Here is a 23,978-nt window from a genome sequence, read left to right as displayed (position 1 = left end):
CACCGATGACGCAAACAGGCCGCTCCTTCTGGGGCGGCCTGTTTGCGTTCGTGCGCGTTGCGTCGGTCGAACCTTGCCGGAAAGTCATCTGGCCGCGACCGTCCCGTAATCGGGATTCGCTCATGGTTCTCACAGCACGGATCTGCACGACGGATCGTGCAAACGAAGCCGCAGGCCGACCTCGCGCCCTCCGAGGTCTCTGACGCCTCGCTTCGGAACGGGCCAGGACCTGCGCCCCACGGTTCCGGCCCGTTCACCGCACGCGAGGGGAGGGGAATGGCTTGACCATGCTGAGCGAGGCACGTTCCCCCGATCCGCGCGGCGCGCTATGGACCGGATCCATGCGATTGCTCATCATCGAGGACGACCGTGACGCGGCGGCCTATCTGGTCAAGGCGTTCCGCGAAACCGGGCACGTGGCCGACTGCGCGCATGATGGGCTGGACGGCTACGCGCTGGCGCGCGAGGGCGCCTACGATGTGCTGATCGTCGATCGCATGTTGCCCAAGCTCGACGGCCTCTCCCTCGTTCGCTCCCTGCGCGAGCAGAAGGTTGCGACGCCGACCCTGATCCTGTCGGCTTTGGGCCAAGTCGATGATCGCGTGAAGGGGCTTCGCGCCGGCGGCGACGACTACCTGCCGAAACCCTACGCGTTCTCGGAGCTACTCGCACGCACCGAGGCCCTGGCCCGGCGGCAGCTCGGTGCCGGCACCGCGGAAGAGACCCGCTATCGCGTCGGCGACCTCGAACTCGACCGGCTGTCGCACCGCGTCACCCGGTCGGGGCGCGAAATCCCGCTGCAACCGCGGGAGTTCCGGCTCCTCGAATACCTGATGCGCCATGCCGGTCAGGTGGTAACCCGCACCATGCTGCTGGAGCACGTCTGGGACTACCATTTCGATCCGCAGACCAACGTCATCGACGTCCATGTCTCCCGCCTGCGGGGCAAGCTCGACAAGGGATTCCCGTCGCCGATCATCCACACGGTCCGGGGAGCAGGTTACGTGCTGCGCGTCGATGAGGGCGCGGCCGGGTGAACCGGCTGCCGACCGACATGCTCAACCCGTCCGAGACGGGTGCGGCGCGCTTCCAGAAACTCTTCCGCACCACCGCATTCAAGCTGTCGCTCGCCTATCTGGCGATCTTCACGCTCTGCGCCTTCCTGGCGCTCGGCTACGTCGCCTGGAACGCGCGTGCGGTGCTGGACGACCAGATCGTGTCGACGATCGATGCCGAGATCAACGGTCTGTCGGAGCAGTACAACACCGGCGGCCTGCGGCGCCTGATCACCGTGGTCGAGCGGCGCTCGCGGGAACCGGGCGCGTCCCTTTACCTCGTCACGACGGCGGGCGGTGACCACGTCGTCGGGAATGTCGGCTATGTGCCGGCCGCAATCCTGGCCACGCCCGGTCAGAGCGAGACCCGCTACGGCCGCAACGATTCGGATGCCGAAGCGCACCGGGCGATCGTACGCGTCTTCACCCTGCCGGGCGGCTTCCGGCTGCTCGTCGGCCGGGACACTGAGGAGCGCGACCGCCTGCGGGCGGTGATCGGCCGGGCTTTCGGCACCTCCGTGGCGGCCATCATCGTCCTCGGGGTCATCGGCGGCTGGCTCGCGGCAAGTCGCGTCCTGCGCCGGGTCGACGCCATGACGCAAACCACCCGGGCGATCATGGCGGGGGACCTCGACGGACGCCTCCACGTGGCCGGTAACGGCGATGAACTCGACCGCCTCGCATCGAGCCTCAACCAGATGCTGGAGCGCATCGGCGAGCTGATGCGCGGGATGCGCGAGGTCTCCGACAATATCGCCCACGATCTGAAGACGCCTCTGACCCGCCTGCGCAACCGCGCCGACGAGGCTCTACGCCGGCCCTCGACACCCGATGAGCTGCGCGCCGCACTGGAAGCCGTGATCGAGGAGGGCGACGGGCTGATCCGAATCTTCAACGCGTTGCTGATGATCGCCAGGCTCGAAGCCGGCAGCGCAAGCGAGATCATGGCGCCCCACGACCTCGGTGCGGCGGCCCGGGGCGTCGCAGAACTCTACGAGGCACTCGCCGAGGATCAGGGCTTCACCTTGGAGGTTTCGGCGGAGGACGGGGTGGTGGTCGAGGCCAATCGTGAGCTGATCGGACAGGCGTTGGCCAACTTGCTCGATAACGCCCTGAAGTACGCCGCTCCGCCGGAGGGCGGGCCGGGGCGGATCACCGTCGCGGTCTGGCGCGAGAGCGGGCTCGCTCGTCTCGCGGTTTCCGACAGCGGCCCCGGCATTCCCGAGGGCGAGCGCGCGCATGTGCTCGCGCGATTCGTCCGTCTGGAGCAATCCCGGTCGCAGCCGGGGCTCGGGGTCGGCCTCAGCCTCGTCAACGCGGTGGTGCGCCTTCACCGGGGCACCCTGCATCTGCTCGGCAACGGCCCCGGCCTGCGCGTGGAGGTCTCGCTGCCGCTGGCTCAGGGCAATGCGGCCGGCGCGGCGGAACCCGGGGCGGATCCCCGATAGAAACGGAACGCTGCGTGCCGAACCGGGACGATGCTGTGCGCGCTCGATCTCATCCGGCGCCAAACGCTGCCGAACGGCGCCATGGTCGACCGGATGAAGCAGGCATGATCGCACAGGGCGCCATCAGCGTCGGGCTGTCCTGCCTGTGGACAGGGCCGGTGCGCAGACCGGTCGTGACAGGATGTCACATTCCTAAGATCTGAATCTGCCACGGGAGCACGCGGCTCGAAGCGTGGCAGTTTGATGATCGCATCCGAGACTCTGTATCCGTCCGGTGAAGCCTCCGTCCTCGTCCTGCAGGGCGGCGGTGCGCTGGGATCCTATCAGGCCGGCATCTACGAAGCGCTCGCCAAGCAGGAGACGACGGTCGATTGGGTCGCCGGGATTTCGATCGGCGCCATCAACGCGGCGCTGATCGTGGGCAACCCGCCGGACCGGCGCGTCGCCCGGTTGCGGGAATTCTGGGAGCTGGTCTCCTCCGACCTGACCGTGAAGCCGTTCGTCCCGGGCGAGCAGGCCCGGACGGCGTTCAACGAGATGTCGGCGGCCTGGATCGCCACCTTCGGCGTGCCGGGATTCTTCACGCCGCGCGTGCCGCCCGCGACGTTCTACCCGCCCGGCGCTCCGGAGGCGCTCAGTCTCTACGATACCGGGGCCCTCAAGGGCACGCTGGAGCGGCTCGTCGATTTCGACCGGATCAACCGGGGCGAGATGCGCCTCAGCGTCGGCGCCGTGAACGTCCGCTCGGGCAACTTCATCTATTTCGACACCCGGACCGAACGGATCGGCCCGGAGCACATCATGGCTTCGGGGGCGCTGCCGCCCGGCTTCCCGCCGGTGATCATCGACGGCGAGGCTTATTGGGACGGCGGCCTCGTCTCGAACACGCCCCTCGATTACGTGCTCGACACCGAGCGCCAGCGCGACCTCGTGGTCTACCAGGTCGATCTGTTCTCGGCCCAGGGGGCGATGCCCCGCACCCTGGTCGACGCGGCCGAGCGCGAGAAGGACATCCGCTATTCGAGCCGGACCCGGCTCAACACCGACAAGAACATCGAGATCCGCAGGGCCAAGCGTGCCATGCGGCGGCTGATCGAGACGCTGCCGCCGGAGATGCAGGCCGACGACGACGTGACCTTCCTGCGCCAGGTCACCCGCCAGAACTTCATCACGATGATGCAGCTGATCTACCGGCAGAAGAGCTACGAGGGGAACTCGAAGGATTACGAGTTCTCCCGGGCCACGATGCTGGAGCACTGGCAGGCCGGGCACGACGATGCGGTCCGCTCCCTGCGCCACCGGCGCTGGCGTGAGCGGGCGCATAACGAGGACGGCGTCGCCGTCTTCGACCTCAGCCGGCACGCCCGCGATTGAAACGACCCTGACGGAAGCCGGGGCGGACCGATCGCCCCGGCCCGGACGAGCGGAGGTTTGACCATGACCCGCGACGAGATCCTGTCCACGACCTCGATGCCCGCCTTCAGCCCGAGCTATCCGCGCGGGCCCTATCGATTCTGCCAGCGCGAATACCTGATCATCACCTACGAGACCGATCCCCTCGCCCTGCGCCGGGCGCTGCCGGAGCCGCTGGAGCCGCACCCGGACAACCTCGTCTTCTACGAGTGGATGAAGATGCCCGATTCCTCGGGCTTCGGCGATTACGAGGAGAGCGGCAGCGGCGCCTACGCCTTCTATAACGGCGAGCCGTGCAACTTCTCGATCCAGATGTACCTCGACGACGAGCCGCCGATCACCGCCGGCCGTGAGATCTGGGGCTTCCCGAAGAAGTGGGGCCAGCCCCAGCTCAAGCTGATGAAGGATACCCTGACCGGCACGCTGTTCTACGACGAGGAGCGGGTCGCGATGGGCACCATGACCTATAAGCACGAGAGCCTGGAGCACGACCTCGGTTCCGTCCGCGAGGGCTTGCGCAAGCTCAACATCAACCTGAAGCTGCTGCCGGATGTCGACGGCCAGCCGAAGGTCGCCCAGCTCGTGGGCTACCGGCTGGAGGACATCACGGTCCACGGCGCCTGGAACGGCGAGGGCCGCCTCGACCTGATCCCGCATGTCAATTGCCGCGTTGCCGACCTGCCGGTGCGCCGGCTCGTCGGGGCGCGCCACATGGTCGTGGACTTCACCCTCCCGTACGGCACAGTGCTGCACGACTATCTCGCCTGATCACAGGCCCGCCCAGATCCGGAGGATGCCATGACGCTCAAGACCAAGACCGCCCTCGTCACCGGCTCGACCAGCGGGATCGGGCTCGCGATCGCCCGGGCGTTCGCCGCCGAGGGCGCCAACATCGTGCTGAACGGATTCGGCAAGCCGGAGGAGATCGAGCAGGCCCGCACCGCCATCGAGGCGGAGTTCGGGGTGCGCGCGCTCTATTCCGGGGCCGACATGTCGAAGCCCGCCGAGATCGACGCGATGGTCCGGGACGCGCAGGAATGCTTCGGATCCCTCGACGTGCTGGTCAACAACGCCGGCATCCAGTTCGTCTCGCCGATCGAGGATTTCCCGGCGGAGAAGTGGGAGCAGATCATCGCGATCAACCTGTCCTCGGCCTTCTACGCGATGCATGCCGCCATCCCCGGCATGAAGGCGCGGGGCTGGGGGCGGATCATCAACACCGCCTCGGCCCACTCGCTGGTGGCCTCGCCGTTCAAGTCGGCCTACGTGGCCGCCAAGCATGGCATCGCCGGCCTGACCAAGACGGCAGCGCTGGAACTCGCGCCCCACAAGGTGACGGTGAACTGCATCTCGCCGGGCTATGTCTGGACGCCCCTCGTCGAGGCGCAGATCCCCGACACGATGAAGGCCCGCGGCCTCACCAAGGAACAGGTGATCGAGGAGGTGCTGCTCAAGGCGCAGCCAACCAAGGAGTTCGTCACCGTCGATCAGGTCGCCGCGCTTGCGGTGTTCCTGTGCTCCGACGCGGCGAGCCAGATCACCGGTGCCAACATCCCGATGGATGGTGGCTGGACGGCGCAGTAGCGCCCTATTCGGCCCCGCCCGCGCGACCGGGTGGGGCCGTGTTCGATCAGCGGCGGCCGTGGATCAGCAGGGCGATGCCGTAGCCGACTGCACCCGCGATCAGCAGCGCGACCATCGGGTTCTCCTCGACGCGGGCGCCGACCGCAGCGCGCCCGTCGCGCAAGTAGGAGCCGCTCCGATCGTAGACGTCGCCCGCCACGTCGCCCGCGCGGTCATAGGCGTCGCTCGCGACGTCGCCGGCCCGGTCCGCGAGATCACGGGCCGTGTCCTTCACCTGCCCGTAGACGTTCTGCGCCTGGCCCTGGGCGTCGCGGAATCGCCCCTCGACCGAGTCCCGGTTCGAGCCGACGAAATCGCCGGCCGCACCCTGAACCTTGCCGACGGCTTCCTTGGCGCCGCCGACGATCCGATCCGTATCCACCATGACACTCTCCTGGACGTGCGCGGCGCCGCGACGGGGCGCCGCTCGATACGCCGTCGTCCTCGGAACGCGCGAGATGGGGTTTGTGCCCCCGTCCGACGGGAATTTGTGCGCCCGGAGCCCGACAGCGCCGTCGGCGTCAGAGCCCGATCAATTCGGCGATCGCGGTGGCGCCTGCGGCCGGTGAGGTCTCACCCCGGGCCACGGCCGCCTCCGCCTCGGCGGTGCGGCGGCGGACCTCCGGCGACCCGACGAGGCGCTGGTGCAGACGCTCGTCGACGAGCGCCCACATCCACTTCACGTCCTGGGTCCGACGCTTCGCCTGGATCTCGCCGGTGGCGGTGAGCTTCTCCCGGTGATCGACGATCCTGGCCCAGAGGGCTTCCAGCCGCAGGTTGTGGAAGCCCGAGATGGTCACCACCGGCGGCGTCCAGGTCGCGGAAGCCGGGGTCAGGATGTGCAAGGCCGCCCGATACTCGGAGGCCGCCGCGTTGGCCCGGTGCTCGGCCTCGCCGGCATCGGCCTTGTTGACCGCGATCATGTCGGCGAGTTCGAGGATGCCCTTCTTGATGCCCTGAAGCTCGTCGCCCGCCCCGGGGAGCATCAGTACGAGGAAGAAGTCGGTGAGGTCCGCCACCGCGGTCTCCGACTGGCCGACGCCGACCGTCTCCACCAGGATCACGTCGAAACCCGCGGCCTCGCAGAGCAGCATGGTCTCGCGGGTCTTGGCCGCGACACCGCCCAGGGTGCCCGAGGACGGGGAGGGACGGATGAAGGCGTTCGGATCGTGGGCGAGGCGGGCCATCCGGGTCTTGTCGCCCAGGATCGAGCCGCCGGTGCGCGAGGAGGACGGGTCGACCGCCAGCACCGCCACCTTGTGGCCGGCCGCCGTCAGGTTCGAACCGAGGGCATCGATGGTGGTCGATTTGCCGACGCCGGGCACGCCGGTAATTCCCACCCGGATCGCCTTGCCGGTCTGCGGCAGCACGGAATCGATCAGCGTGGCGGCCAGCGCCCGATGATCGGCCCGCTTCGACTCGGCCAGGGTGATGGCTCGGGCCAGGGCGGCGCGGTCGCCGTGCAGTAGGCGCTCGCGCAGGGTCTCGATGTCGATGGACGGCGTCATACCTCTTCATGGCGGGGACGCGGGCCGCCGTCGAGGGGGAGCGCGGCTTGTGTCCCGGGCACAACAAGCCACACCGTGCCCGTACTTCACAGCGATCCGCGACGCGCCTGCCCCGCCACGGCCAAGATCATGCGCCAGGGAAGCGGCCCCCGCCCGAGCGTACCCGGATCATGCCGAGCCAGACCGTCTCACGCCGCGTTATCCTCCGGTTCGGTGCCCTCGCGGGCGCTGCTGGTCTTGCCCCGTCTCTCGGCGCCTGCGTCACCGACGATCTCGGGACCGGCTCGGCTTTGCCCGAGAAGCAATCTGCGCTCGATGTCATGCCGGTGCTGCTGGTCGCCACGACCCGCAAGCCCGTGGGCAATCCGCCGCGGCCACCGTATTTCAGCAGCGAGCGCGGCCGGGGCCTGAGCTTCGCGGAGGTGCGTCTGTCGCCCCCGGATCGATCGCTGCTCGGAAAGGTCTCCGCGGTCATCACCGGCGACTGGACGATCGGCGCCGTGCCCAAGACCGAGAGCGGGCCCGGCGCCGCGGATGCCTTCGCGCAGGCGGCGCTCGGCCGCGACGTGCTGATCTACGTCCACGGCTACCGCGAATCGTTCGAGTCGGCCGCCGTCAGCGCCGCGCGGCTGTCGGACGGGATCCGCTTCCGCGGTGTTTCGGGCCTGTTCACGTGGCCCTCCGCGGCAGCGACCCTGGATTACAATTACGATCGCGAGAGCGCGTTGTGGTCGCGGGACGCCTTCGAGGATCTGCTCAAGGCGCTGGCCGCGACGCCGAGCGGCGGCCGCATCAACATCGTGGCGCACTCGATGGGCACGCTCCTGACACTGGAAACCGTGCGCATGCTGCGCGCGGAGGCCGGCGAGGCGGCGATGGGGCGCATCGGCGCGGTGGTGCTGGCCGCCCCCGACATCGACTTCGACCTGTTCTCCAACGGCGTCTCCCGGCTCGGGCCGGACGTGTCGAAGATCACCGTGATCTCGGCGACCAACGACCGGGCGCTCGAACTCTCCGCGGCTCTGGCCGGCGGCGTCCGCGCGGGCGCGGTGGACCGGGCGAAGCTGGAGGCGCTCGGCGTGCGGGTCGCCGATGCCTCGGATTACGGCGGCGGCCTGATCAACCACGACCTGTTCCTCTCGAACCCGGAGGTGCAAGGCGTGGTCAAGCGGGCGATCGCGCGCGGCGCCGGCGTCTGAGGCTGGACCGTCACCCGGTCCGGGTCGCCATGCTCTGCGGCGGCAAGGGTTCCTCCGGCGGGATCGCCGCGTCGGAGCCGTCGCTGTGGTCGATCTGGTCGGCCCAGACCCGGAAGCCCACCAACGGATTGGGCCCGAAGGTGTGGGTCAGCGGCACGTCCGCGGCGTCGCGCCCATAGGCCACCATCACCCGCCCGATCCGCGGAGCGTTGTTGCGCGGGTCGAACACGTGCCAGCGCCCGCCGAGATAGACCTCCATCCAGGCGGCGAAATCGCCGGCCGGGTGCGGCTCGGGCTCGCCGATGAAGCTGATGTAGCCGGTGCAGTAGCGGGTCGGCACGTTCAGGGCCCGGCACAAGGCCACCGCGAGATGGGTGAAGTCCCGACAGACACCACGCCCGCCCGCATAGGCGTCCAGGGCGGTACGGTCCCGGTGAGCGAACTCATAGCCGAACGCGATGTGGTGGTGAACGAAGTCGCAGACCGCCTGCACCCGGTCCCAGCCCGGCGCGACGTCGCCGAACAGCCGCCACGCCTCGTCCGCCAGCAGGTCCGATTCGCAGTAGCGGCTCGGCAGGAGGAACACGATGGTGTCGGCGGGGAGCGCCTCGACCGGGTGCTGCTCGGCTTGCCGGTGGGCCGGATCGCGCGCGCCGTCGTCACGGATCACCGCGTCGGTGCCGATGGTGAAGTTGCCGGCCGGGGCGGTCAGGCGCCCGCACAGGTTGCCGAACCCGTCGCGGTAGGTCTCCACCGGAACGGGGGGATCGGTGCGCAGCGTGTCGGGTGTTTCGAGGGTTTCGGCCCGGGTGGGATGCACATTGAGCATGACCACCATGGGCACCGGATAGGGGAAGGCGTAGCGCATCTCGCAGCCGAGCCTGATCCGCATGCGCGGTGATCCTTTTGTCCGCTGTTGTCCCGAGCCGGGTGCGCCGCGCCAAATCGCGCCGGCACCGTGGCGACGGGCTTGGCGCCCGCCCGCTTCACCCCTACAGCATCCCCCTGGCGGCGCTCAGGACCGCCGGACGAAACCCACGGGTTTTCGTCCGGGGCCCGGCGTCGCACCCGCGCGATCCCGCTGACCGGGCGCGCCCGAGGACGGTTACGAGAGGGATGCCGGCCATGTTCACGCTCGAGATCGAGGGCACCGCCGTAGCGGTGATCAACAGCGACGAGGCGTCCGCCAAGGACCTGTTCACCTGTGCGGGCTTCAAGGAAGACATCCGGACCATGACGAGCGAGGGCAAGCCGCTCTGGAACGGCACCTCGGCGCTCAAGATCCGGGCCGCCACCGAGGACGAGATCGAGATCTTCGAGGACGCCCTCGCTGAGGATGACGGCGAAGGCGCGTACGTCGAAGACGCGCACCATTCCGGCGCTGATTCGGACGGCGAGACCGACGAGGACGAGGCCGACATCGTCTTCCTGGTCGACATCGACGAGGACGAAGATGAAGCCGACGCCTGAACGCGTCTGAACCGAAGCGCCCCCCGGCCGTTTTCGAACCGATTCGGGATCGAGACCGGGAGGGTTGCATGGCCGATAGCAGGCGGATGGTCGACGCGTTGGTGCGCTCACGGCGGAGCGGCCTCGCCGCGGGTGCGGCGCTGGGTGGGCTCGCGCTGATCAGCGGCCTCGCCTTCCGGGCCCTGCGCGGTACCGAGGCACCACCGCCCGCCTCGGGCGGTCCGGATTTCGCGGCCGTCGCGGAGGATGAGGCCCGGCTGATGCTCCGGGCGATGGTGGCGGCCACAATTGCAGACGGTCTGGTCGATGCCGCGGAGCGCAAGCGCCTCCAGGCCGCCGTCTCCGAGGCCGGGCTCGATGCGGACGGGCAATCCTGGCTGGAGCGGGAGCTCGAAAGCCCCGCCGATGTGGATGAGATCGCCGAGCGGGTGGCGGGCCCCGACGCTGCGGCCCGGATCTATGCGGCCGCCCGGCTCGCCATCGATCCCGACACGCTGCAGGAGCGCCAGTTCCTGAAGATGCTGGCCGAGGCCCTGGATCTGCCGGCCGACGCGACGAACCGAATCGAACGCGACATCGCCGCCTGACCGTCGCCGCACGGCTTGGCACGCCCGACGCCGCGAGGATCCTTCCGCCATGGGTGCGGAGGTTCTCGTGGTGGGAGATGGGGATCTCATCGAATCAGGCTGGAAACAGCTTTTGTTACGGGGTTCTGCCGTTCTGCAACACCCAGCGATGCTTTGAGGAAGATCTGGCTGGCTGAACGCTGGCTAATCGGCGCAAGTCTGCTTAGCATCGCGGCCCGGGGAAGGGCCGGACAGGCCCGATCGAGAGGGCCGGGACGCATCATGGCAGGATTGTCGCCGCCCGCTTTGTCCCGCGCATGGCCGGCCGTCTGTGCCATGGCCGCCCTGTTGCTGACTGGGGCCGCCGAGGCAGCCGATCCGTCGCCGGGACCGCTCACCATCGCCGCGCAGGGCAGCTTTTTCGTGGGCGGCCGCGATGTCCAGTCCGACACGCTCTCGACGCTGCCGGCCTACGCGCCCTCGGGCACGATCAGCGTCGACCAGATCTATGTCCGCTATCAGCTCCCGGTCGCGCCGGTCCGACCACCGCTGGTCCTGATCCATGGCTGCTGCCTCACGGGAAAAACCTGGGAGACGACGCCGGACGGCCGCATGGGCTGGGACGAGTACTTCGTGCGCCGCGGCTTTCCGACCTACGTCATCGATCAGGCGTGGCGCGGCCGCTCGGCGGCGAGCCCGGCTCAGGTCGACGCGGTGAAGATGGGCCGAGCCGAGCCCAACACGCTGCCGGCCGTGTTCTCGGCCGGCCGGGAGCCGGCCTGGGCGATCTTCCGGTTCGGCCCGGAATATCCGAAGGTGTTTCCGGGGATGCAGTTCCCCCTGGAGGCTCAAGAAGAGTTCTGGAAGCAGATGGTCCCGGATTGGTCGGCTGCCCTGCCGGTGCCGAACCCGACCGTGCCGGCCCTCTCGGAACTCGCCAAGCGACTCAAGGGTGCGGTGCTGGTCTCGCACTCGCAATCGGGGATCTACCCGTTCCAGACCACCGCCCTCGACCGCACGGGCATCCGGGCGATCGTCGCCATTGAGCCCGCAGGCTGCCCGGACCCGGCCAAGGACGACCTCGCGCCGTACAAGGACCTGCCGATCCTGGTCCTGTTCGGCGACTACGTCGACACCTCGTCACGCTGGGCACCCCGGCTCAAGCAATGCCGCGGCTTCGTGGCGGCAGCCAATGCCGCGGGCGGTCGCGCCGAGCTGATCCTGCTGCCGGAGATCGGCATCCACGGCAATTCGCACATGCTGATGCAGGACAAGAACAGCCTTGATATCGCCGATTGGCTGGCCGGCTGGATCGAGAAGCGGGCCGCGGTGAAATCTTGACGCGGGGCAGTGGTCCAATCCCGTCCACCCCACGCATCCCGAGGGGCCTACGTCAGCAGGCCTCCGATATGCTCCGGCACTGAGGATGAGGTGGAAATTGGGATTGAGCCGGGGACCTCAGTCCGGCTTGCGCTCGCTCAGGAATGTCCCCATCCGCTCCAGCGCCCGGCGGATATTCGCCTCCGAATTGGCGTAGGACAGCCGGATGTAGCCCTCGCCGTGGACTCCGAAATCCGGTCCGCCGATCACCGCCACGCCTGCCTCTTCAAGGAGCGTGGAGGCCAGCGCCTTCGCTTTCCAGCCGGTCTCGGAGATGTTCGGGAAGGCGTAGAACGCCCCCTTCGGCGCGATGCAGGAAATCCCCGGCAGGGCGTTCAAGCCGTCCACCACGATCGCCCGGCGCCGGTCGAACGCGGCGACCATGTCGGACACGCAATCCTGTGGGCCGTCGAGGGCTGCGATGCCGGCCCACTGCGTCGATGCGTTGACGCAGGAATGGGCGTTGACCGCCAGCTTGCGCGCGGCCTCGTAGAGCGGCTTCGGCCAGACCGACCAGCCCAGCCGCCAACCGGTCATCGCGTAGGTCTTGGACGCACCATCGAGGTAGATCAGCCGATCGCGGATTTCTTCGTACCTTAACAGCGAGTGATGGGCCTCGCCGTCGTAGGTCATCGTGCCGTAGATCTCGTCCGACAGCACCGCCACGTCGGGATGGTCGGCCAGCCCCTGCACCAGGGCGTCGATCTCGGCCTTCGGGGTCACGCCGCCCGTCGGGTTCGCCGGCGAATTGACGATCAGCAACCGGGTCCTGGGGGTGATCAGCGACAGGGTCTCGGCCGCCGAGAACGCGAAGCCGTTCGCCTCGCGGATCGGCACCGGCACCGGCGTCGCGCCCGTGAACTCGATCATCGACCGATAGATCGGGAAGCCGGGATCTGGATACAGGATCTCCACGCCGGGCGCGCCGAACATCAGGATCGCCATGAACATGGTGACCTTGCCGCCCGGCACGATCATCACGGAATCCGGCGAGACCGCGACGCCGTGGCGGCGGTGGATGTCGCGGGCAACCGCTTCGCGCAGGGGCGGGATACCGACAGCCGGCGTGTAGCCGTGATGGCCGTCGCGCAGCGCCTTGATGCCGGCCTCGACCACATGGCCCGGGGTCGGCATGTCGGGTTGGCCGATGCCGAGATTGATCACGTCGCGGCCCTGGGCCGCCAGGGCCTGGGCGCGGGCCAGCACCGCGAAGGCGTTCTCCTCGCCGATGCGGGAGAAGGCCGGGACCACGTGCAGCATCGCGCCCTCCGCGCGTTGGGATGTCAGGGCTTGGTGCGCTCGCCGAGCTTCATGGCGGCGAACGACATCCCCACGGAGATCAGGCCGAGAATCACGAACGTCTTCACCGAGGCGTAGAACAGGGCCGGCTCGATGCCCGTGTCGGTGTAGAGCACGAGGCCGATCGCCGCGAGCGGCAGCGAGAGCAGGATGAAGATGGGAACGAGCGGGTTCATGTTCGGCACTCGGATCCGGCGTGCAACGGCGTGCGCGCCCCTGGAAAACGAACCTGCATAGCACCGTGCCGCGCCGGTTGGGACCCCGGGGGCTGCAGTTTTTCGCCGAGCCGCCGGTCCGCTCACGCTTGCTCAATCTTTCGGCTCGATACTGATCTCGGGAGATCGAAACCGAATGAGCCGATCAACGGTCCAGTGGCCAGGAAAAGGGCCGGGCGCTTCGGGCTCCGGTGCGTCCCCCGTCGATATGCTGGCTGCGCAGATCGGGAAACTGCTGCGCCACCCGGCCTACCGGCGCGGAGCGATCGTCAGCCCCCTGTTGCTGCGCCACCTGCCAACCGATGCCGGCTATGCCTGGAACGGCGAGGCCGCCCTGCGCGCGCGCCTCACGGCGGCCGGTCTCGACGCGGCCAGCATCAATCATCTGTTGCGGAACGCCCAGGACGAGTTCCTGCGCCTGCGCAGGCCCGCCGACGCCTGAACCGGTTCAAGCCGGGACCCGCACCGTGGCCCGCAGGCCGCCGAGCGGGCTATCATGCAGGGCGATGTCGCCGCCATGGGCGCGGGCGATGTCCCGGGCGATCGCGAGCCCCAGGCCGGAGCCGCCGGCATCCTGGCGGGCATCGTCGAGCCGCACGAAGGGTTTGAACACCGCCTCCCGGCTCTCCGGGGGAATGCCCGGCCCGTCGTCGTCGATCGAGACGAAGAAGGCGCGGGCCTCCAGCCGGCCGGAAATCGCCACCGTCTCGCCGTAGCGGGCAGCGTTGGATGCCAAGTTGAACAGGCAGCGCCGGAAGGCATCCGGGCGCACCGTGATCTCGGGCGCCCCGGCCAGCTCCACCGTGGAGACATGCGCGCCGAGCCGCTCGACATCGGTGCGGATGTCCTCCAGCAGCGACCGCATGTCGGTGGGGCTGGCGAGCTCGGCCGAATCGCCGCGGGCGAAGGCGAGGTAGCCTTCGAGCATCCGGCTCATCTCGTCGACGTCGCGGCTGAGGTCCTCGATCTCGTCCGTCTGCTCGATCAGCGCCAGGGACAGGCGGAACCGGGTGAGGATCGTGCGCAGGTCGTGGCTGACGCCGTTCAGCATCGTGGTGCGCTGTTCCATCGCCCGCTCGATGCGGCGCTTCATCTCGATGAAGGCGTGGCCGGCCTGCCGCACCTCCCGGGCGCCGCGCGGCCGGAACTCGATCTCCCGGCCCTTGCCGAACCCCTCCGCCACGGCGGCGAGCCTCAGGATCGGCTTGATCTGGTTGCGCAGGAACAGGATCGCGACGCCGAGCAGCACCAGCGAGGAGCCGATCATCCAGACCAGGAAGATGTGCGAGTTCGACGCGTAGGCCTGGCTGCGCCGGGCGGTGATGCGCATCACCCCGTCGGGGATCGCCACCCGGATCTCAATCAGGTTCGAGCGTCCGACGGTGTCGATCCAGAAGGGGCGGCGGATCTGACGCTGGATCTCGTCCGAGAGTGCCTCGTCCAGGATCGAGAAGAACGGCCGCGGCCCCGGCGGCGGCAGCTTGGCGCCCTTGAGGATGTCGAGGTCGAGGTTCAGCCGTTCGCCGGCGATGCGCGAGAGGGTCTCGGCGTCCTTGTCCTGCGGGTAGCTCTCGTAGATGTCGATCAGCGCGGCGACGTCGGCGGTGACCGCCGCCGAGAGGCGCTTGGTCACGAGCTGCCAATGCCGCTCCATGAAGGTGTAGGCGATCACCGACTGGAGCAGCACCACCGGCGCGATGATGATGATCAGCGACCGGGCGTAGAGCCCCTTCGGCAGCCGGTCGCCCACCGCCCGGCTGATTCGCTTCCACAGCCGGCGCGGGCCCGAACGCGGGGGATCCTGGCGCAGGGCGCGGGCGAGGGCGGGATCGGGGGCGTTCATGAGGGCGGGCGCCCGGACCGGGCCGATCGGGAGACGCGGATATCGGTCTGCGCACAACGTCCAACCCACGCCCTCATCCTGAGGTGTGACGCAGCCGCCTCGAAGGAGGCCTCCGGAAATCGCGGCGCGGTCCGGAGTCCTCCTTCGAGGCCGCCGCTTCGCTCCGGCGCGTCAGGATGAGGGCGTGGGTTGGATCGGCCGAACACGTCTCGGGACACTGCCTGTGCGAACGCATGGATCCATAAGGTATTGGGGTTCGCCGTTCTCCGCCATCGTCTCGTGAGACGCGACCCTTTCGGCGGAGGCCGGACCGACTTGCGCGCCGCCGCTGGGGCTATACCTGTAAGCCTGCGGGGGGGCGCCCGCCGAAGGCTTCCGCGCGCAATGCTCAGCACCGACACAGACATCCTCTCAGCCGCCGAATCCTGGCGGCGCGATGGCCGCGCCGTGGCGCTCGCCACCGTCATCGAGACCTGGGGCTCCGCCCCGCGCCCGGTGGGCAGCCACCTCATCGTCGACGATGCGGGGAACTTCCTGGGCTCCGTCTCGGGGGGATGTGTGGAGGGCGCCGTGATCACCGAGGCCATCGAGGTGATCGAAGCCGGGGCGCCGCGCGTCCTCGAATTCGGCGTCGCCGACGAGACCGCGTGGCGGGCCGGCCTGTCCTGCGGCGGGCGGATCCGGGTTTTCGTCGAGCGGGTCGACTGATGCGCGCCGACCTCCTGTCCGTCCTCAACGCCGAGCGGGCCGCCCGCCGGGCTGCCATCCTGGTCACCGACATCGCCGACGGCGCGCAGCGCCTCGTGCGCGAGGCGGAGATCGCCGCCGATCCCCTCGGCGCGGTGCTCGCCAAGCATCTTGCCTCGGCCAAGAGCGGCCTCGTGGAAGCGGACGGACGCACGCTCTTCCTGACCGTGCATGTGCCGCCGGTGCGGCTCGTGGTGATCGGCGCCGTCCATATCTCGCAGGCCATGGCGCCGATGGCGGCGGGGCTCGATCTGGCGCTGACGGTGATCGATCCGCGCACCGCCTTCGCCACGCCCGAGCGCTTCCCGGGCGTCGAACTCGTGGCCGAATGGCCGGATGCCGTGCTGGGCTCCCGCGTGCCGGCGCTCGATCGCTACTGCGCGCTCGCCGCCCTGACCCACGATCCGAAGATCGACGATCCGGCGCTGAAGGCGGCGCTCGCGGCGGACTGCTTCTACGTGGGCGCCCTTGGCTCCCGGAAGACGCATGCGGCCCGCGTCGCCCGGCTTACCGAAGCCGGCTTCACGCCGGAGCAGATCGGCCGGATCCGTGCGCCGATCGGGCTGCCGATCGGAGCGGTCAGCCCCGCCGAGATCGCACTCGCCGTGCTCGGCGAGGTCGTGGCCTCTTTGCGCCGCGTGCCCCGCCCGGAGGCCGCGTGAGGTTCGGCCCCGTCCCGGTCGCCGAGGCGGCCGGGCTGATCAGCGCCCATACCGTGCGGCGGGAGGGGCTGACCCTGCGCAAGGGCGCGGTGATCCCGCAGGATCTGGCGGCGGATCTGGCCCGTTCCGGTGTGTCGGAGGTCGTGGCCGCCGCCCTCGAACCGGGCGATGTCGGTGAGGATGCCGCCGCGGCGCGCCTTGCGTGTCACCTCGCCGGGCCGAACCTGCGGGTGGAGGCGCCGTTCACCGGCCGCTGTAACCTCTACGCCGAGACCGCAGGTGTGCTGACCCTGGACCCGGCCCGGATCGACGCGGCGAACGCGGTCGATGAAGCGGTCACGGTGGCCACGCTCCCCCGGTTCAAGCCGGTGGTGGCAGGCGAGATGATCGCGACCGTCAAGATCATCCCCTATGCAGTGCCCGGCGCGGTGCTGGACCGCGCCTGCGCGGCGGCCGGGGGCGGCACGCTCGCGGTTGCGCCCTATCGCCGACGCCAGGTGGGCGTCGTGTCGACCCGGCTGCCAAGCCTCAAGGAGACGACGATCGACAAGACCCTTCGGGTGCTGGCCGAGCGCCTCGCCCCCGCGGACGCCACGATCGTGGCCGAGATCCGGGTGCCGCACGCGGCCGATTCCGTCGCGGAGGCTCTGGCGGGCGCAATCGACGGCGCCGGGGCCGATCTCGTGGTGGTGTTCGGCGCCTCGGCCATCGCCGACCGCCGCGACGTCATCCCGGCCGGCATCGAGGCCGCCGGGGGCCGGGTCGCCCATCTCGGGATGCCGGTCGATCCCGGCAACCTGCTCCTCGTCGGCAGCCGGGGCGACGTTCCGGTGATCGGCGCCCCGGGCTGCGCGCGCTCGCCGAGGGAGAACGGCTTCGACTGGATCCTTCACCGCCTGCTGGCCGACCTGACCGTGACCCGGGCCGACATCGTGGCGCTGGGCGTCGGCGGCCTTCTCATGGAGATCGTCTCCCGGCCGCAGCCCCGCGCCGGGGGTGAGGCCGTCGGCGAGGCGGAGGCCGATGCCTGAGATCGGAACGGTGCTCCTCGCCGCGGGACGCGGGAGCCGGTTCGGCCCGGCGCCGAAACTGCTCGCGCCGCTCGACGGGAAGCCCCTGGTCCGCCACGCCGCGGAGTCCGCTCTGGGTGCCGGGCCGCGCCCGGTGGTGATCGTGCTGGGCGCGCACGCGGATGCGGTCCGGGCGGCGCTTGCGGGCCTCGACCTGATCTACGTGGAGAATCCCGATTTCGCCGCGGGCCTCGCCACATCGCTGCGGGCCGGGCTCGCGGCGCTGCCGGCATCCTGCACCGCCGCCGTGGTGGTTCTGGGCGACATGCCACGGGTGACGGCCGCCCATATCGACCGCCTCGTTTCGGCCTTCGCGGATGCGGAGCCGGCAGCCGTGGTCCCCGTGCAGGACGGGCGTTACGGGAACCCGGTGCTCCTGAACCTGCGCCGCCTCGGCGCCGACATTTCGCACCTGCGCGGCGACCATGGCGCCGGGCCGCTCCTTCGGGGACGGGCGGATGTGCTGGAGATTCCGGGCGACGCCGCCACCGGACTCGACATCGATACGCCGGCCGCACTCGCGGCCCTGCGGGACATTCAGGCCTGAGCGGTCAGGTCTCGGCGCTCTTGCGCGCCGTGCGGGCCTCGGCGCGGCACCGGTCCGAGCAGTAGCGCACCTCGTCCCAGACCCGTGCCCACTTCTTCCGCCACGCGAACGGCTTGCCGCATTGTTCGCAGACCTTCTGCGGAAGGTCGCCCTTGCGGCGCATCGGCGGCATCCGTCCTCCTTATCCCTGCACCGGCCCTGCGTTCGGGCGATCCTGGGTTTGCCTGTGCCGCGCGCGCGCATCCAGGAGGTGCGCGAGGCCCAGCATGACCGCGATACCGCCGACATTGACGGCGACCTGAAGCGGCCATGTGGCGTCGAAGGTCCGGTAGAGGATGCGGCCGATGAGCGCCGCCAGGCAGCCGGCGGCGAAGACCTCCAGCGAATGCCGGCCGCAGGCATCGACCAGCCGGAGCCGGCGCCATCGGCTGAGGCGGGCGATCACAGGTACGCTGAGCAGCAGATAGATCAGCGCCAGGATGTCGAGGAGCCGCAGGGGCCCGACATGGCTCTTGTCGGGCGCGTCGATCGCCAGCGGCCTGAGATCCGGCAGGCCCCACGCGGTCCAGGAACCGCCCTGCAGCAGCGCGAAGCCGAGATAGGCACCGGCCGCCGCCGCAGCCCAGTTGCGCCAGGGCAGCAGCCCGTCCCCGGCCCGGACCGCAAGCGCCAAGGCTGCCCCGATCACGAACAGGAACTGCCACGCGAACGGATTGAAGTACCATCCGTCATCGACCGCGGCGGCGTTCGGCAGGTTGAGCTGGTGATCGACGTTTGCCGCGAGCCACAGCGTGCCGGACAGCGCCAGCACGCCCCAGACGCCGCGCCGCATCCCGAAATGGACAAGCGGGAACACGGCCAGCAGCAGGATGTAGAGCGGCAGGATGTCGAGGTAGTTGGGCAGCGCGTTCAGCGCGAGCCCGCGCAGCAGGCCCGGCACGAGGCCCATCTGGATCAGGGGCGCCACGCCGAATCGCGGCACGAGCCCGGTGAGATCCATCCAGATCCGGACGATGATCAGCGTGGCCAGGAGCAGCCCGGCCTGGAACAGGTAGATGCGCAGGCAGCGCCGGGCGATGCGCGCCAGCGCGGTCCGGGTCCCCGCCCGCCGGAACAGCCCGCCATAGGCGATCATCGAGGAGTAGCCGGCCAGCAGCACGAAGATTTCGGCCGCGTCCGAGAACCCGAAATTGTGCACCGTGAACAGGGCCGGGGCGTTGCGCGGGATGTGGTCGACGAAGATCGTCAGCAGCGCCAGCCCGCGCAGCACGTCGACCCGCGCATCCCGCAGGGGCTTTGCGGGATGCGGCGTCTCAGCGGGATCCGCGGGAGGACGCGGCGCGGCATTGAGCGCCCGGCGTTCGAGATCGTCGATGCGGTTCAAATTAGGTCATCGTCGGGTGCGCTGCGGTCGGATACGGCGCGATAATACCGCAGTGCAGCGCGGGCGCTGCGGGAGACTACGTCGATCACGCGTCTTTGTTCACGGGCGGCGTGAGCTCATCCATGGAGGGCGCATGCGCGCGCTCCGGGTCCTGCCCGACGCGGTGCGGCGAAGGGCGCTCGCCTCGCGCCCGGAGGGGGTATAGACGCGACGGATCGATCCCGCCGCCAGCGACGGTGCCGGGCAGGGGTAGGGTTCATGCGCGTCCTCGTCACCGGAGCCGGAGGTTTTCTCGGCCGCCGCCTGCTAGAGGCGCTGCGCCGGGACCTGCCCTCCGGCAGCCGCATCCTCGGCGTCGACCGCGCCGCGCAGCCGCCGCTCGACGGCGTGACGTTCCTCATGGTCGATCCGTTCGATGCCGGACGGCTCGGCGCGGCGGTGGCGGAATTCGAACCGACCCTCGTGTTCCACCTCGCCGCTCTGGCCTCGGTCGCTCAATCGCGCGAGACGCCATCCTACGCGTGGCGGGCGGATCTCCTCGGCACGTTGAACCTCGCCGAGGCGCTGGCGAAATCGGGTGCGACCCTCGTGTTCTTGAGTGCGAGCGTGGTCTACGGCGAGGCGTTCCGGGTCAAGCCGCGTCCGGATGAGAGCGTGACCCCGCGGCCCGACACGATCTCGGGACGGACCAAGACCGCCTGCGAGTACATCCTGCGCGACGTGCTGGCGCATGCCGGCGTGAAGCATCTCGTACTTCGGCCATCGAACTACATCGGACCCGGGCAGGCCGAGACCTTTGTGGTCGCCTCACTGGCCGGCCAGATCGCCCGCATCGAGCGCGGGCTCGCGCCTCCGTGCCTGCAGGTCGGCGATCTCTCGGCGGGACGCGATTTCTTCGACGTGGCCGATTTCACGGCCGCCTGCATACGCCTGACAGAGCGGCTCGCGGATCTGCCGGATGGCGGCATCTACAATGTCGGATCCGGCACCGTGACCCCGGTCTCCGGAATCCTAAACGCGCTGCGCGACATGACGGACGCGACCTTCACGGTGCGGGTCGTGTCCGACCGGGTGCGGGACGCGAGCACCCTCGCCGAGGGCTGCGACCCGTCGGCCTTCATGGCGGCGACGGGCTGGAAGCCGGTCATTCCCCTCCCGCAGAGCCTGTCGGCGATCCTTGCGGAGGCTCGCGTGCGGCTTGGGTGACGGGGCACGGTCGTGGAGATCGAGCGCAGCGCCGCCGGCCGTCTCCCCCGGAGAGGAGGAGGGCGCGACGTCCGGATGGCTCGCGCCCCACAATCGTTCCGCTGACGCTCAGCGCGAGAAACGCTTGTACTTGATCTTCTTCGGCATGATGGAGTCGGCCCCAAGCCGGCGAACCTTGTCGGCCTCGTAGTCGGAGAAGTTGCCCTCGAACCATTCCACGTGGCTGTCGCCCTCGAAGGCGAGGATGTGGGTCGCGATGCGGTTCAGGAACCAGCGATCGTGGCTGATGATCACCGCGCAACCGGCGTAATCCTCCAGCGCATCCTCAAGGGCGCGCAGGGTCTCCATGTCGAGGTCGTTGGTCGGCTCGTCGAGGAGCAGCACGTTGGCGCCGCCCTTCAGGGTCCGGGCGAGGTGCACCCGATTGCGCTCGCCGCCCGAGAGGGTGCCGACCTTCTTCTGCTGGTCCGGCCCCTTGAACGCGAAGGCTGCGCAATAGGCGCGCGAATTGATCTCGCGCTTGTTGAAATAGATGATGTCGTTGCCGCCCGAGACTTCCTGCCAGACCGTGGCGTTCGGATCGAGGGCGTCACGCGACTGGTCGACGTAACCGAGCTTGACCGTCTCGCCGACCTCGATCTTGCCGTTGTCGGGCTTCTCCTGGCCTGTGATCATCTTGAACAGCGTGGTCTTGCCGGCGCCGTTCGGGCCGATCACGCCGACGATGCCGCCCGGCGGCAGCTTGAACGACAGATCCTCGATCAGCAGCCGGTCGCCGAACGCCTTGCTGAGGTGCTCGAACTCGATGACGTTGTTGCCGAGCCGCTCGTCGATCGGGATGACGATCTGCGCGGACGCATCGACCTTGTTGTTCTGCTTGGCGACCAGCTCCTCGTAGCGGGTGATGCGCGCCTTCGACTTGGACTGGCGCGCCTTCGGCGAGGCGGCGATCCACTCCTGCTCGCGGGCGATGGAGCGCTGCCGGACCATGTCCTCGCGGCCCTCCTGCTCCAGGCGCTTCTGCTTCTGCACCAGCCAGGCCGAGTAATTGCCCTCGTACGGGATGCCCTTGCCGCGATCGAGCTCCAGGATCCAGCTCGTGACGTTGTCCAGGAAGTAGCGGTCGTGGGTCACGATCAGGATCGCACCCGGATACTGGCGCAGGTGGCCTTCGAGCCAGTTCACCGTCTCGGCATCGAGGTGGTTGGTCGGCTCGTCGAGGAGCAGCAGTTCCGGCTCCCACAGGAGCAGGCGGCACAGCGCGATGCGGCGGCGCTCGCCGCCCGAGAGCGTGGCGACCGGCTGCTCGTCGCTCGGGCAGCCCAGCGCCTCCATGGCCTGATCGATCTTGGAATCGAGTTCCCAGAGGCCCAGCGACTCGATCCGGTCCTGGAGCTCGGTCATCTCGTCGGCGGTCTCCTCCGAGTAGTTCATGGCGAGCTCGTTGTAGCGGTCCAGCATCGCCTGTTTCTCGGCGACGCCCTCCATCACGTTCTCGCGGACCGACTTGTTCGGATCGAGCTGGGGCTCCTGCGGCAGGTAGCCGACGCGCGCGCCCTGCGCGACCCAGCCGTCGCCGGTGAACTCCTTGTCGAGGCCGGCCATGATCTTGAGCAGCGTCGACTTGCCCGAGCCGTTGATGCCGAGCACACCGATCTTGGCGTCGGGGTAGAAGGACAGGTTGACGCTATCCAGGACCTTCTTGCCGCCGGTATAGGCCTTGGTCAGGCCCCGCATGTGGTAGATGAATTCGCGAGCCATCGCGGAAATCCTCGGCGTGGTGTGCGGGATGCGCGATGCGTGCCAATGGCACGGGGCAGGCGCGGGGCCCATCCCCCGTCCTGTACGCACGCCCCGACGATATAGGAATCACGCTGTTCGCCTATCAGGCCCGCCGGGACGCGGCAAGGATGCCGGCTTTGCCCCGCTTGACCGGACCGCTCAGGCGAACGGGTTCGGGACCGATTTCGGCGCCGCCTCGAGACCTTCCGCCACCGCCTCGGGCAGGTCGTCGCCCTCCAGGGCCTTCACGATGGCGTCGAGCGTCTGCTTGAGCAGCCGCGCCTGGGTGAGGCCGCTCTTGTCCCGGGTCAGATCGAGGGAGCCGTGAAGCGCGATCCGGTCTGTGCCGTTCTCGAAGCAGAGGGCGCCGATAGTGCGCACCCCGGCATCGTCCGCGAAGGGCGCGAAGGACTCGGATGGGGGCTCGGCTTTGGCGCGGCGCTTGTCCGGCGGCCTGTCCTTTTGCATGCATCCCTCTCAGAAAATTCCGCGCAGCACGTCGCGGACGAATTTGCGCAGGGCGCGGTTGATCTCGCGCTGGAGCCAGTCCTGCCACGTCGGCTCATGGCGCGGACGGTGCTCATCGGCGCGGGCGGAAGCGTGCGGGTCCGGCAGGGTCATCGCGGTGGTCCGGGCCCCGACCGGCAGTCCCGGGAAAACGTCGATCCCGGCCTGCCGGTTCAGCTCGTCGATGGAAACCGCGCGCCAGTCGCGCGAATCCTCGTTGGGGGCAAGATAGGCTCCGGCTTCACCGCTTGCCGGATCGTAGAGCGCCTTGAACAGTTGCGTCGGCACCAGCACGCCGCCTTTGATCTGCTGGACTGCATCCCCCGAGAAGATGACGCCCGTGACTACGAAGATCGAGCCGCGTCGGGTCGCCAGCCGCCGCGTGCTCTCCTCGATATCAGCCCAGAGCCCGCGATTCAGGGCCCGGTTCTGCGGCACGATGTTGGCGAGGCTGAAGGATTCGGCCTGGGCGCTGAGCGTCGGCATGTCGCCCGCCGGGGCGAGGTGGCCCCGGTCGAAGCCGCTGCGGACGTAATCCTCCAGCGAGGCCCGCTCATCCGCCGGCAGCCGCAGTTCCTCGTGAAACGAATCGTCGCGCGCCACGGTGCGGGCCGCGGCGACGCTGGCGCGGGTCAGGTGCTCCACGGAATAGAGCGGCGTGTGCGTCACGCCAGAATGGAGCACCGCAAACGCCTCGAAGCAGAGCCGGACCGTGCGCGTCGCCAGCTTGGGGTTTGTAAGAACCGGCGCCTGCCCGTCGGAGAACAGAGCTGGACAGGCGTCCTCGGCCCGCGCGGCCGGAGCGGACGACGCAATGAGGAGGAGTGCCGTGGCACAGAGCCTCCGTCGTATGCTCACCAGCATACGCGCACCCGCCGCTCGCCCTCCGGCGTCGGTCGGTTCCGCCACGTACAGGGGCGGCCGAGATGTCGGGCGAAGGGCCGCACGTCGCGATCCGGGCCGCCGGGGGCGAGCCGCGGCGGGCAATCGCCCAGGAAGTTGCAGAGGAAATCAAGGTTACCGTCCGGCTGTCGTGGCTGGGCGTAAGCTTGGC

At 69.3% G+C, this 23,978-nt stretch carries 27 protein-coding genes; 15 read left to right on the top strand and 12 right to left on the bottom strand.

Features of this window, described 5'->3' with window-relative positions; all coding sequences use genetic code 11:
- Positions 1–341: 341 nt before the first annotated feature.
- The 5 genes from OXS49_RS17665 to OXS49_RS17645 all read left to right on the top strand — a co-directional run bounded on the left by OXS49_RS17665 (position 342) and on the right by OXS49_RS17645 (position 5,500).
- Positions 342–1,037: a response regulator transcription factor gene (locus OXS49_RS17665; protein WP_244006894.1), complete on the top strand. Its 696-nt coding sequence runs from the start codon at positions 342–344 to the stop codon at positions 1,035–1,037.
- A 17-nt stretch (positions 1,038–1,054) separates the two neighbouring features.
- Positions 1,055–2,503, top strand: a complete 1,449-nt coding sequence (locus OXS49_RS17660) for an ATP-binding protein (RefSeq protein ID WP_267425899.1) — start codon at positions 1,055–1,057, stop codon at positions 2,501–2,503.
- 243 nt (positions 2,504–2,746) lie between these two features.
- Positions 2,747–3,877, top strand: coding sequence for a patatin-like phospholipase family protein (locus OXS49_RS17655; protein ID WP_267425894.1), 1,131 nt, complete (start codon positions 2,747–2,749; stop codon positions 3,875–3,877).
- 63 nt (positions 3,878–3,940) lie between these two features.
- Entirely contained in the window at positions 3,941–4,684 is a 744-nt protein-coding gene (locus OXS49_RS17650) for an acetoacetate decarboxylase (RefSeq protein WP_244006892.1), read from the top strand.
- A 30-nt stretch (positions 4,685–4,714) separates the two neighbouring features.
- On the top strand, positions 4,715–5,500 hold the full coding sequence (locus tag OXS49_RS17645; RefSeq protein WP_267425893.1) for a 3-hydroxybutyrate dehydrogenase: 786 nt from the start codon (positions 4,715–4,717) through the stop codon (positions 5,498–5,500).
- A 46-nt stretch (positions 5,501–5,546) separates the two neighbouring features.
- Here the strand turns inward: OXS49_RS17645 and OXS49_RS17640 are convergent, their stop codons facing one another.
- Together OXS49_RS17640 and meaB are read right to left on the bottom strand one after the other, a co-directional pair.
- The gene (locus tag OXS49_RS17640; RefSeq protein ID WP_244006890.1) at positions 5,547–5,924 is read right to left on the bottom strand and encodes a CsbD family protein; all 378 of its coding nucleotides are present in this window, start codon (positions 5,922–5,924) and stop codon (positions 5,547–5,549) included.
- Positions 5,925–6,060: 136 nt separating this feature from the next.
- Positions 6,061–7,047 (bottom strand): methylmalonyl Co-A mutase-associated GTPase MeaB, encoded by a 987-nt coding sequence (gene meaB / locus OXS49_RS17635; RefSeq protein ID WP_244006889.1) that lies wholly within the window; start codon positions 7,045–7,047, stop codon positions 6,061–6,063.
- Positions 7,048–7,217: 170 nt separating this feature from the next.
- On the opposite strand from meaB, the gene OXS49_RS17630 reads away from it, so the two are divergent.
- Positions 7,218–8,246: an alpha/beta hydrolase gene (locus OXS49_RS17630; protein WP_244006887.1), complete on the top strand. Its 1,029-nt coding sequence runs from the start codon at positions 7,218–7,220 to the stop codon at positions 8,244–8,246.
- 10 nt (positions 8,247–8,256) lie between these two features.
- Here OXS49_RS17630 and OXS49_RS17625 read toward each other — a convergent pair whose 3' ends face one another.
- Positions 8,257–9,138: a transglutaminase family protein gene (locus tag OXS49_RS17625; RefSeq protein WP_244006886.1), complete on the bottom strand. Its 882-nt coding sequence runs from the start codon at positions 9,136–9,138 to the stop codon at positions 8,257–8,259.
- A 233-nt stretch (positions 9,139–9,371) separates the two neighbouring features.
- Here OXS49_RS17625 and OXS49_RS17620 point away from each other — a divergent pair, with 233 nt between their 5' ends.
- Positions 9,372–9,716, top strand: a complete 345-nt coding sequence (locus OXS49_RS17620) for a hypothetical protein (RefSeq protein ID WP_244006885.1) — start codon at positions 9,372–9,374, stop codon at positions 9,714–9,716.
- 68 nt (positions 9,717–9,784) lie between these two features.
- Complete coding sequence (locus OXS49_RS17615; RefSeq protein WP_244006884.1) at positions 9,785–10,303, top strand: DUF533 domain-containing protein; 519 nt, start codon at positions 9,785–9,787, stop codon at positions 10,301–10,303.
- Between the two features lie 86 nt (positions 10,304–10,389).
- Here the strand turns inward: OXS49_RS17615 and OXS49_RS17610 are convergent, their stop codons facing one another.
- Complete coding sequence (locus OXS49_RS17610; RefSeq protein ID WP_267425892.1) at positions 10,390–10,620, bottom strand: hypothetical protein; 231 nt, start codon at positions 10,618–10,620, stop codon at positions 10,390–10,392.
- Here OXS49_RS17610 and OXS49_RS17605 point away from each other — a divergent pair.
- A complete protein-coding gene (locus OXS49_RS17605; RefSeq protein WP_267425891.1) occupies positions 10,619–11,623 on the top strand; it encodes an esterase in 1,005 nt (334 codons plus the stop codon). The two genes, OXS49_RS17610 and OXS49_RS17605, sit on opposite strands and share 2 nt — an antisense overlap.
- 117 nt (positions 11,624–11,740) lie before the next feature.
- Here OXS49_RS17605 and OXS49_RS17600 read toward each other — a convergent pair whose 3' ends face one another.
- On the bottom strand, positions 11,741–12,922 hold the full coding sequence (locus OXS49_RS17600) for a pyridoxal phosphate-dependent aminotransferase (RefSeq protein ID WP_244006882.1): 1,182 nt from the start codon (positions 12,920–12,922) through the stop codon (positions 11,741–11,743).
- Between the two features lie 23 nt (positions 12,923–12,945).
- A complete protein-coding gene (locus OXS49_RS17595) occupies positions 12,946–13,137 on the bottom strand; it encodes a hypothetical protein (RefSeq protein ID WP_244006880.1) in 192 nt (63 codons plus the stop codon).
- A 175-nt stretch (positions 13,138–13,312) separates the two neighbouring features.
- Here OXS49_RS17595 and OXS49_RS17590 point away from each other — a divergent pair, with 175 nt between their 5' ends.
- Positions 13,313–13,618 (top strand): hypothetical protein, encoded by a 306-nt coding sequence (locus OXS49_RS17590; protein ID WP_267425890.1) that lies wholly within the window; start codon positions 13,313–13,315, stop codon positions 13,616–13,618.
- Positions 13,619–13,624: 6 nt separating this feature from the next.
- On the opposite strand, the gene OXS49_RS17585 is transcribed toward OXS49_RS17590, so the two are convergent.
- Positions 13,625–15,019, bottom strand: coding sequence for an ATP-binding protein (locus OXS49_RS17585; RefSeq protein WP_267360645.1), 1,395 nt, complete (start codon positions 15,017–15,019; stop codon positions 13,625–13,627).
- Between the two features lie 384 nt (positions 15,020–15,403).
- Here OXS49_RS17585 and OXS49_RS17580 point away from each other — a divergent pair, with 384 nt between their 5' ends.
- Genes OXS49_RS17580 through OXS49_RS17565 form a run of 4 tightly spaced genes read left to right on the top strand, consistent with a single transcriptional unit; the run spans position 15,404 to position 18,045 of the window.
- Complete coding sequence (locus OXS49_RS17580) at positions 15,404–15,727, top strand: XdhC family protein (protein ID WP_091720836.1); 324 nt, start codon at positions 15,404–15,406, stop codon at positions 15,725–15,727.
- Entirely contained in the window at positions 15,727–16,428 is a 702-nt protein-coding gene (locus tag OXS49_RS17575; RefSeq protein ID WP_244006877.1) for an XdhC family protein, read from the top strand. Before OXS49_RS17580 ends, OXS49_RS17575 begins: the two co-directional genes overlap by 1 nt.
- On the top strand, positions 16,425–17,459 hold the full coding sequence (locus tag OXS49_RS17570) for a molybdopterin-binding protein (protein ID WP_244006876.1): 1,035 nt from the start codon (positions 16,425–16,427) through the stop codon (positions 17,457–17,459). The genes OXS49_RS17575 and OXS49_RS17570 overlap by 4 nt, the downstream gene beginning before the upstream one ends.
- Positions 17,452–18,045, top strand: a complete 594-nt coding sequence (locus OXS49_RS17565; protein WP_244006873.1) for a nucleotidyltransferase family protein — start codon at positions 17,452–17,454, stop codon at positions 18,043–18,045. Before OXS49_RS17570 ends, OXS49_RS17565 begins: the two co-directional genes overlap by 8 nt.
- 4 nt (positions 18,046–18,049) lie before the next feature.
- Here OXS49_RS17565 and OXS49_RS17560 read toward each other — a convergent pair whose 3' ends face one another.
- A complete protein-coding gene (locus tag OXS49_RS17560; RefSeq protein WP_244006871.1) occupies positions 18,050–18,217 on the bottom strand; it encodes a DUF2256 domain-containing protein in 168 nt (55 codons plus the stop codon).
- 9 nt (positions 18,218–18,226) lie between these two features.
- Positions 18,227–19,429: an OpgC domain-containing protein gene (locus tag OXS49_RS17555; RefSeq protein WP_267425887.1), complete on the bottom strand. Its 1,203-nt coding sequence runs from the start codon at positions 19,427–19,429 to the stop codon at positions 18,227–18,229.
- A 258-nt stretch (positions 19,430–19,687) separates the two neighbouring features.
- On the opposite strand from OXS49_RS17555, the gene OXS49_RS17550 reads away from it, so the two are divergent.
- The gene (locus OXS49_RS17550; protein WP_244006867.1) at positions 19,688–20,635 is read left to right on the top strand and encodes an NAD(P)-dependent oxidoreductase; all 948 of its coding nucleotides are present in this window, start codon (positions 19,688–19,690) and stop codon (positions 20,633–20,635) included.
- A gap of 108 nt (positions 20,636–20,743) precedes the next feature.
- On the opposite strand, the gene ettA is transcribed toward OXS49_RS17550, so the two are convergent.
- The 3 genes from ettA to OXS49_RS17535 all read right to left on the bottom strand — a co-directional run bounded on the left by ettA (position 20,744) and on the right by OXS49_RS17535 (position 23,788).
- Positions 20,744–22,396 (bottom strand): energy-dependent translational throttle protein EttA, encoded by a 1,653-nt coding sequence (gene ettA, locus OXS49_RS17545; RefSeq protein WP_243925452.1) that lies wholly within the window; start codon positions 22,394–22,396, stop codon positions 20,744–20,746.
- 180 nt (positions 22,397–22,576) lie between these two features.
- Positions 22,577–22,885, bottom strand: a complete 309-nt coding sequence (locus OXS49_RS17540; protein WP_267425884.1) for a hypothetical protein — start codon at positions 22,883–22,885, stop codon at positions 22,577–22,579.
- A 9-nt stretch (positions 22,886–22,894) separates the two neighbouring features.
- Positions 22,895–23,788, bottom strand: coding sequence for a DNA/RNA non-specific endonuclease (locus OXS49_RS17535; RefSeq protein WP_267425882.1), 894 nt, complete (start codon positions 23,786–23,788; stop codon positions 22,895–22,897).
- Positions 23,789–23,978: the final 190 nt, after the last annotated feature.

The sequence above is a fragment of the Methylobacterium sp. GC_Met_2 genome (assembly GCF_026540795.1).
GTDB lineage: Bacteria > Pseudomonadota > Alphaproteobacteria > Rhizobiales > Beijerinckiaceae > Methylobacterium.
The sequence above is the reverse complement of the archived record's forward strand: the minus strand, read 5'-3'. Positions and strand labels throughout refer to the sequence as shown.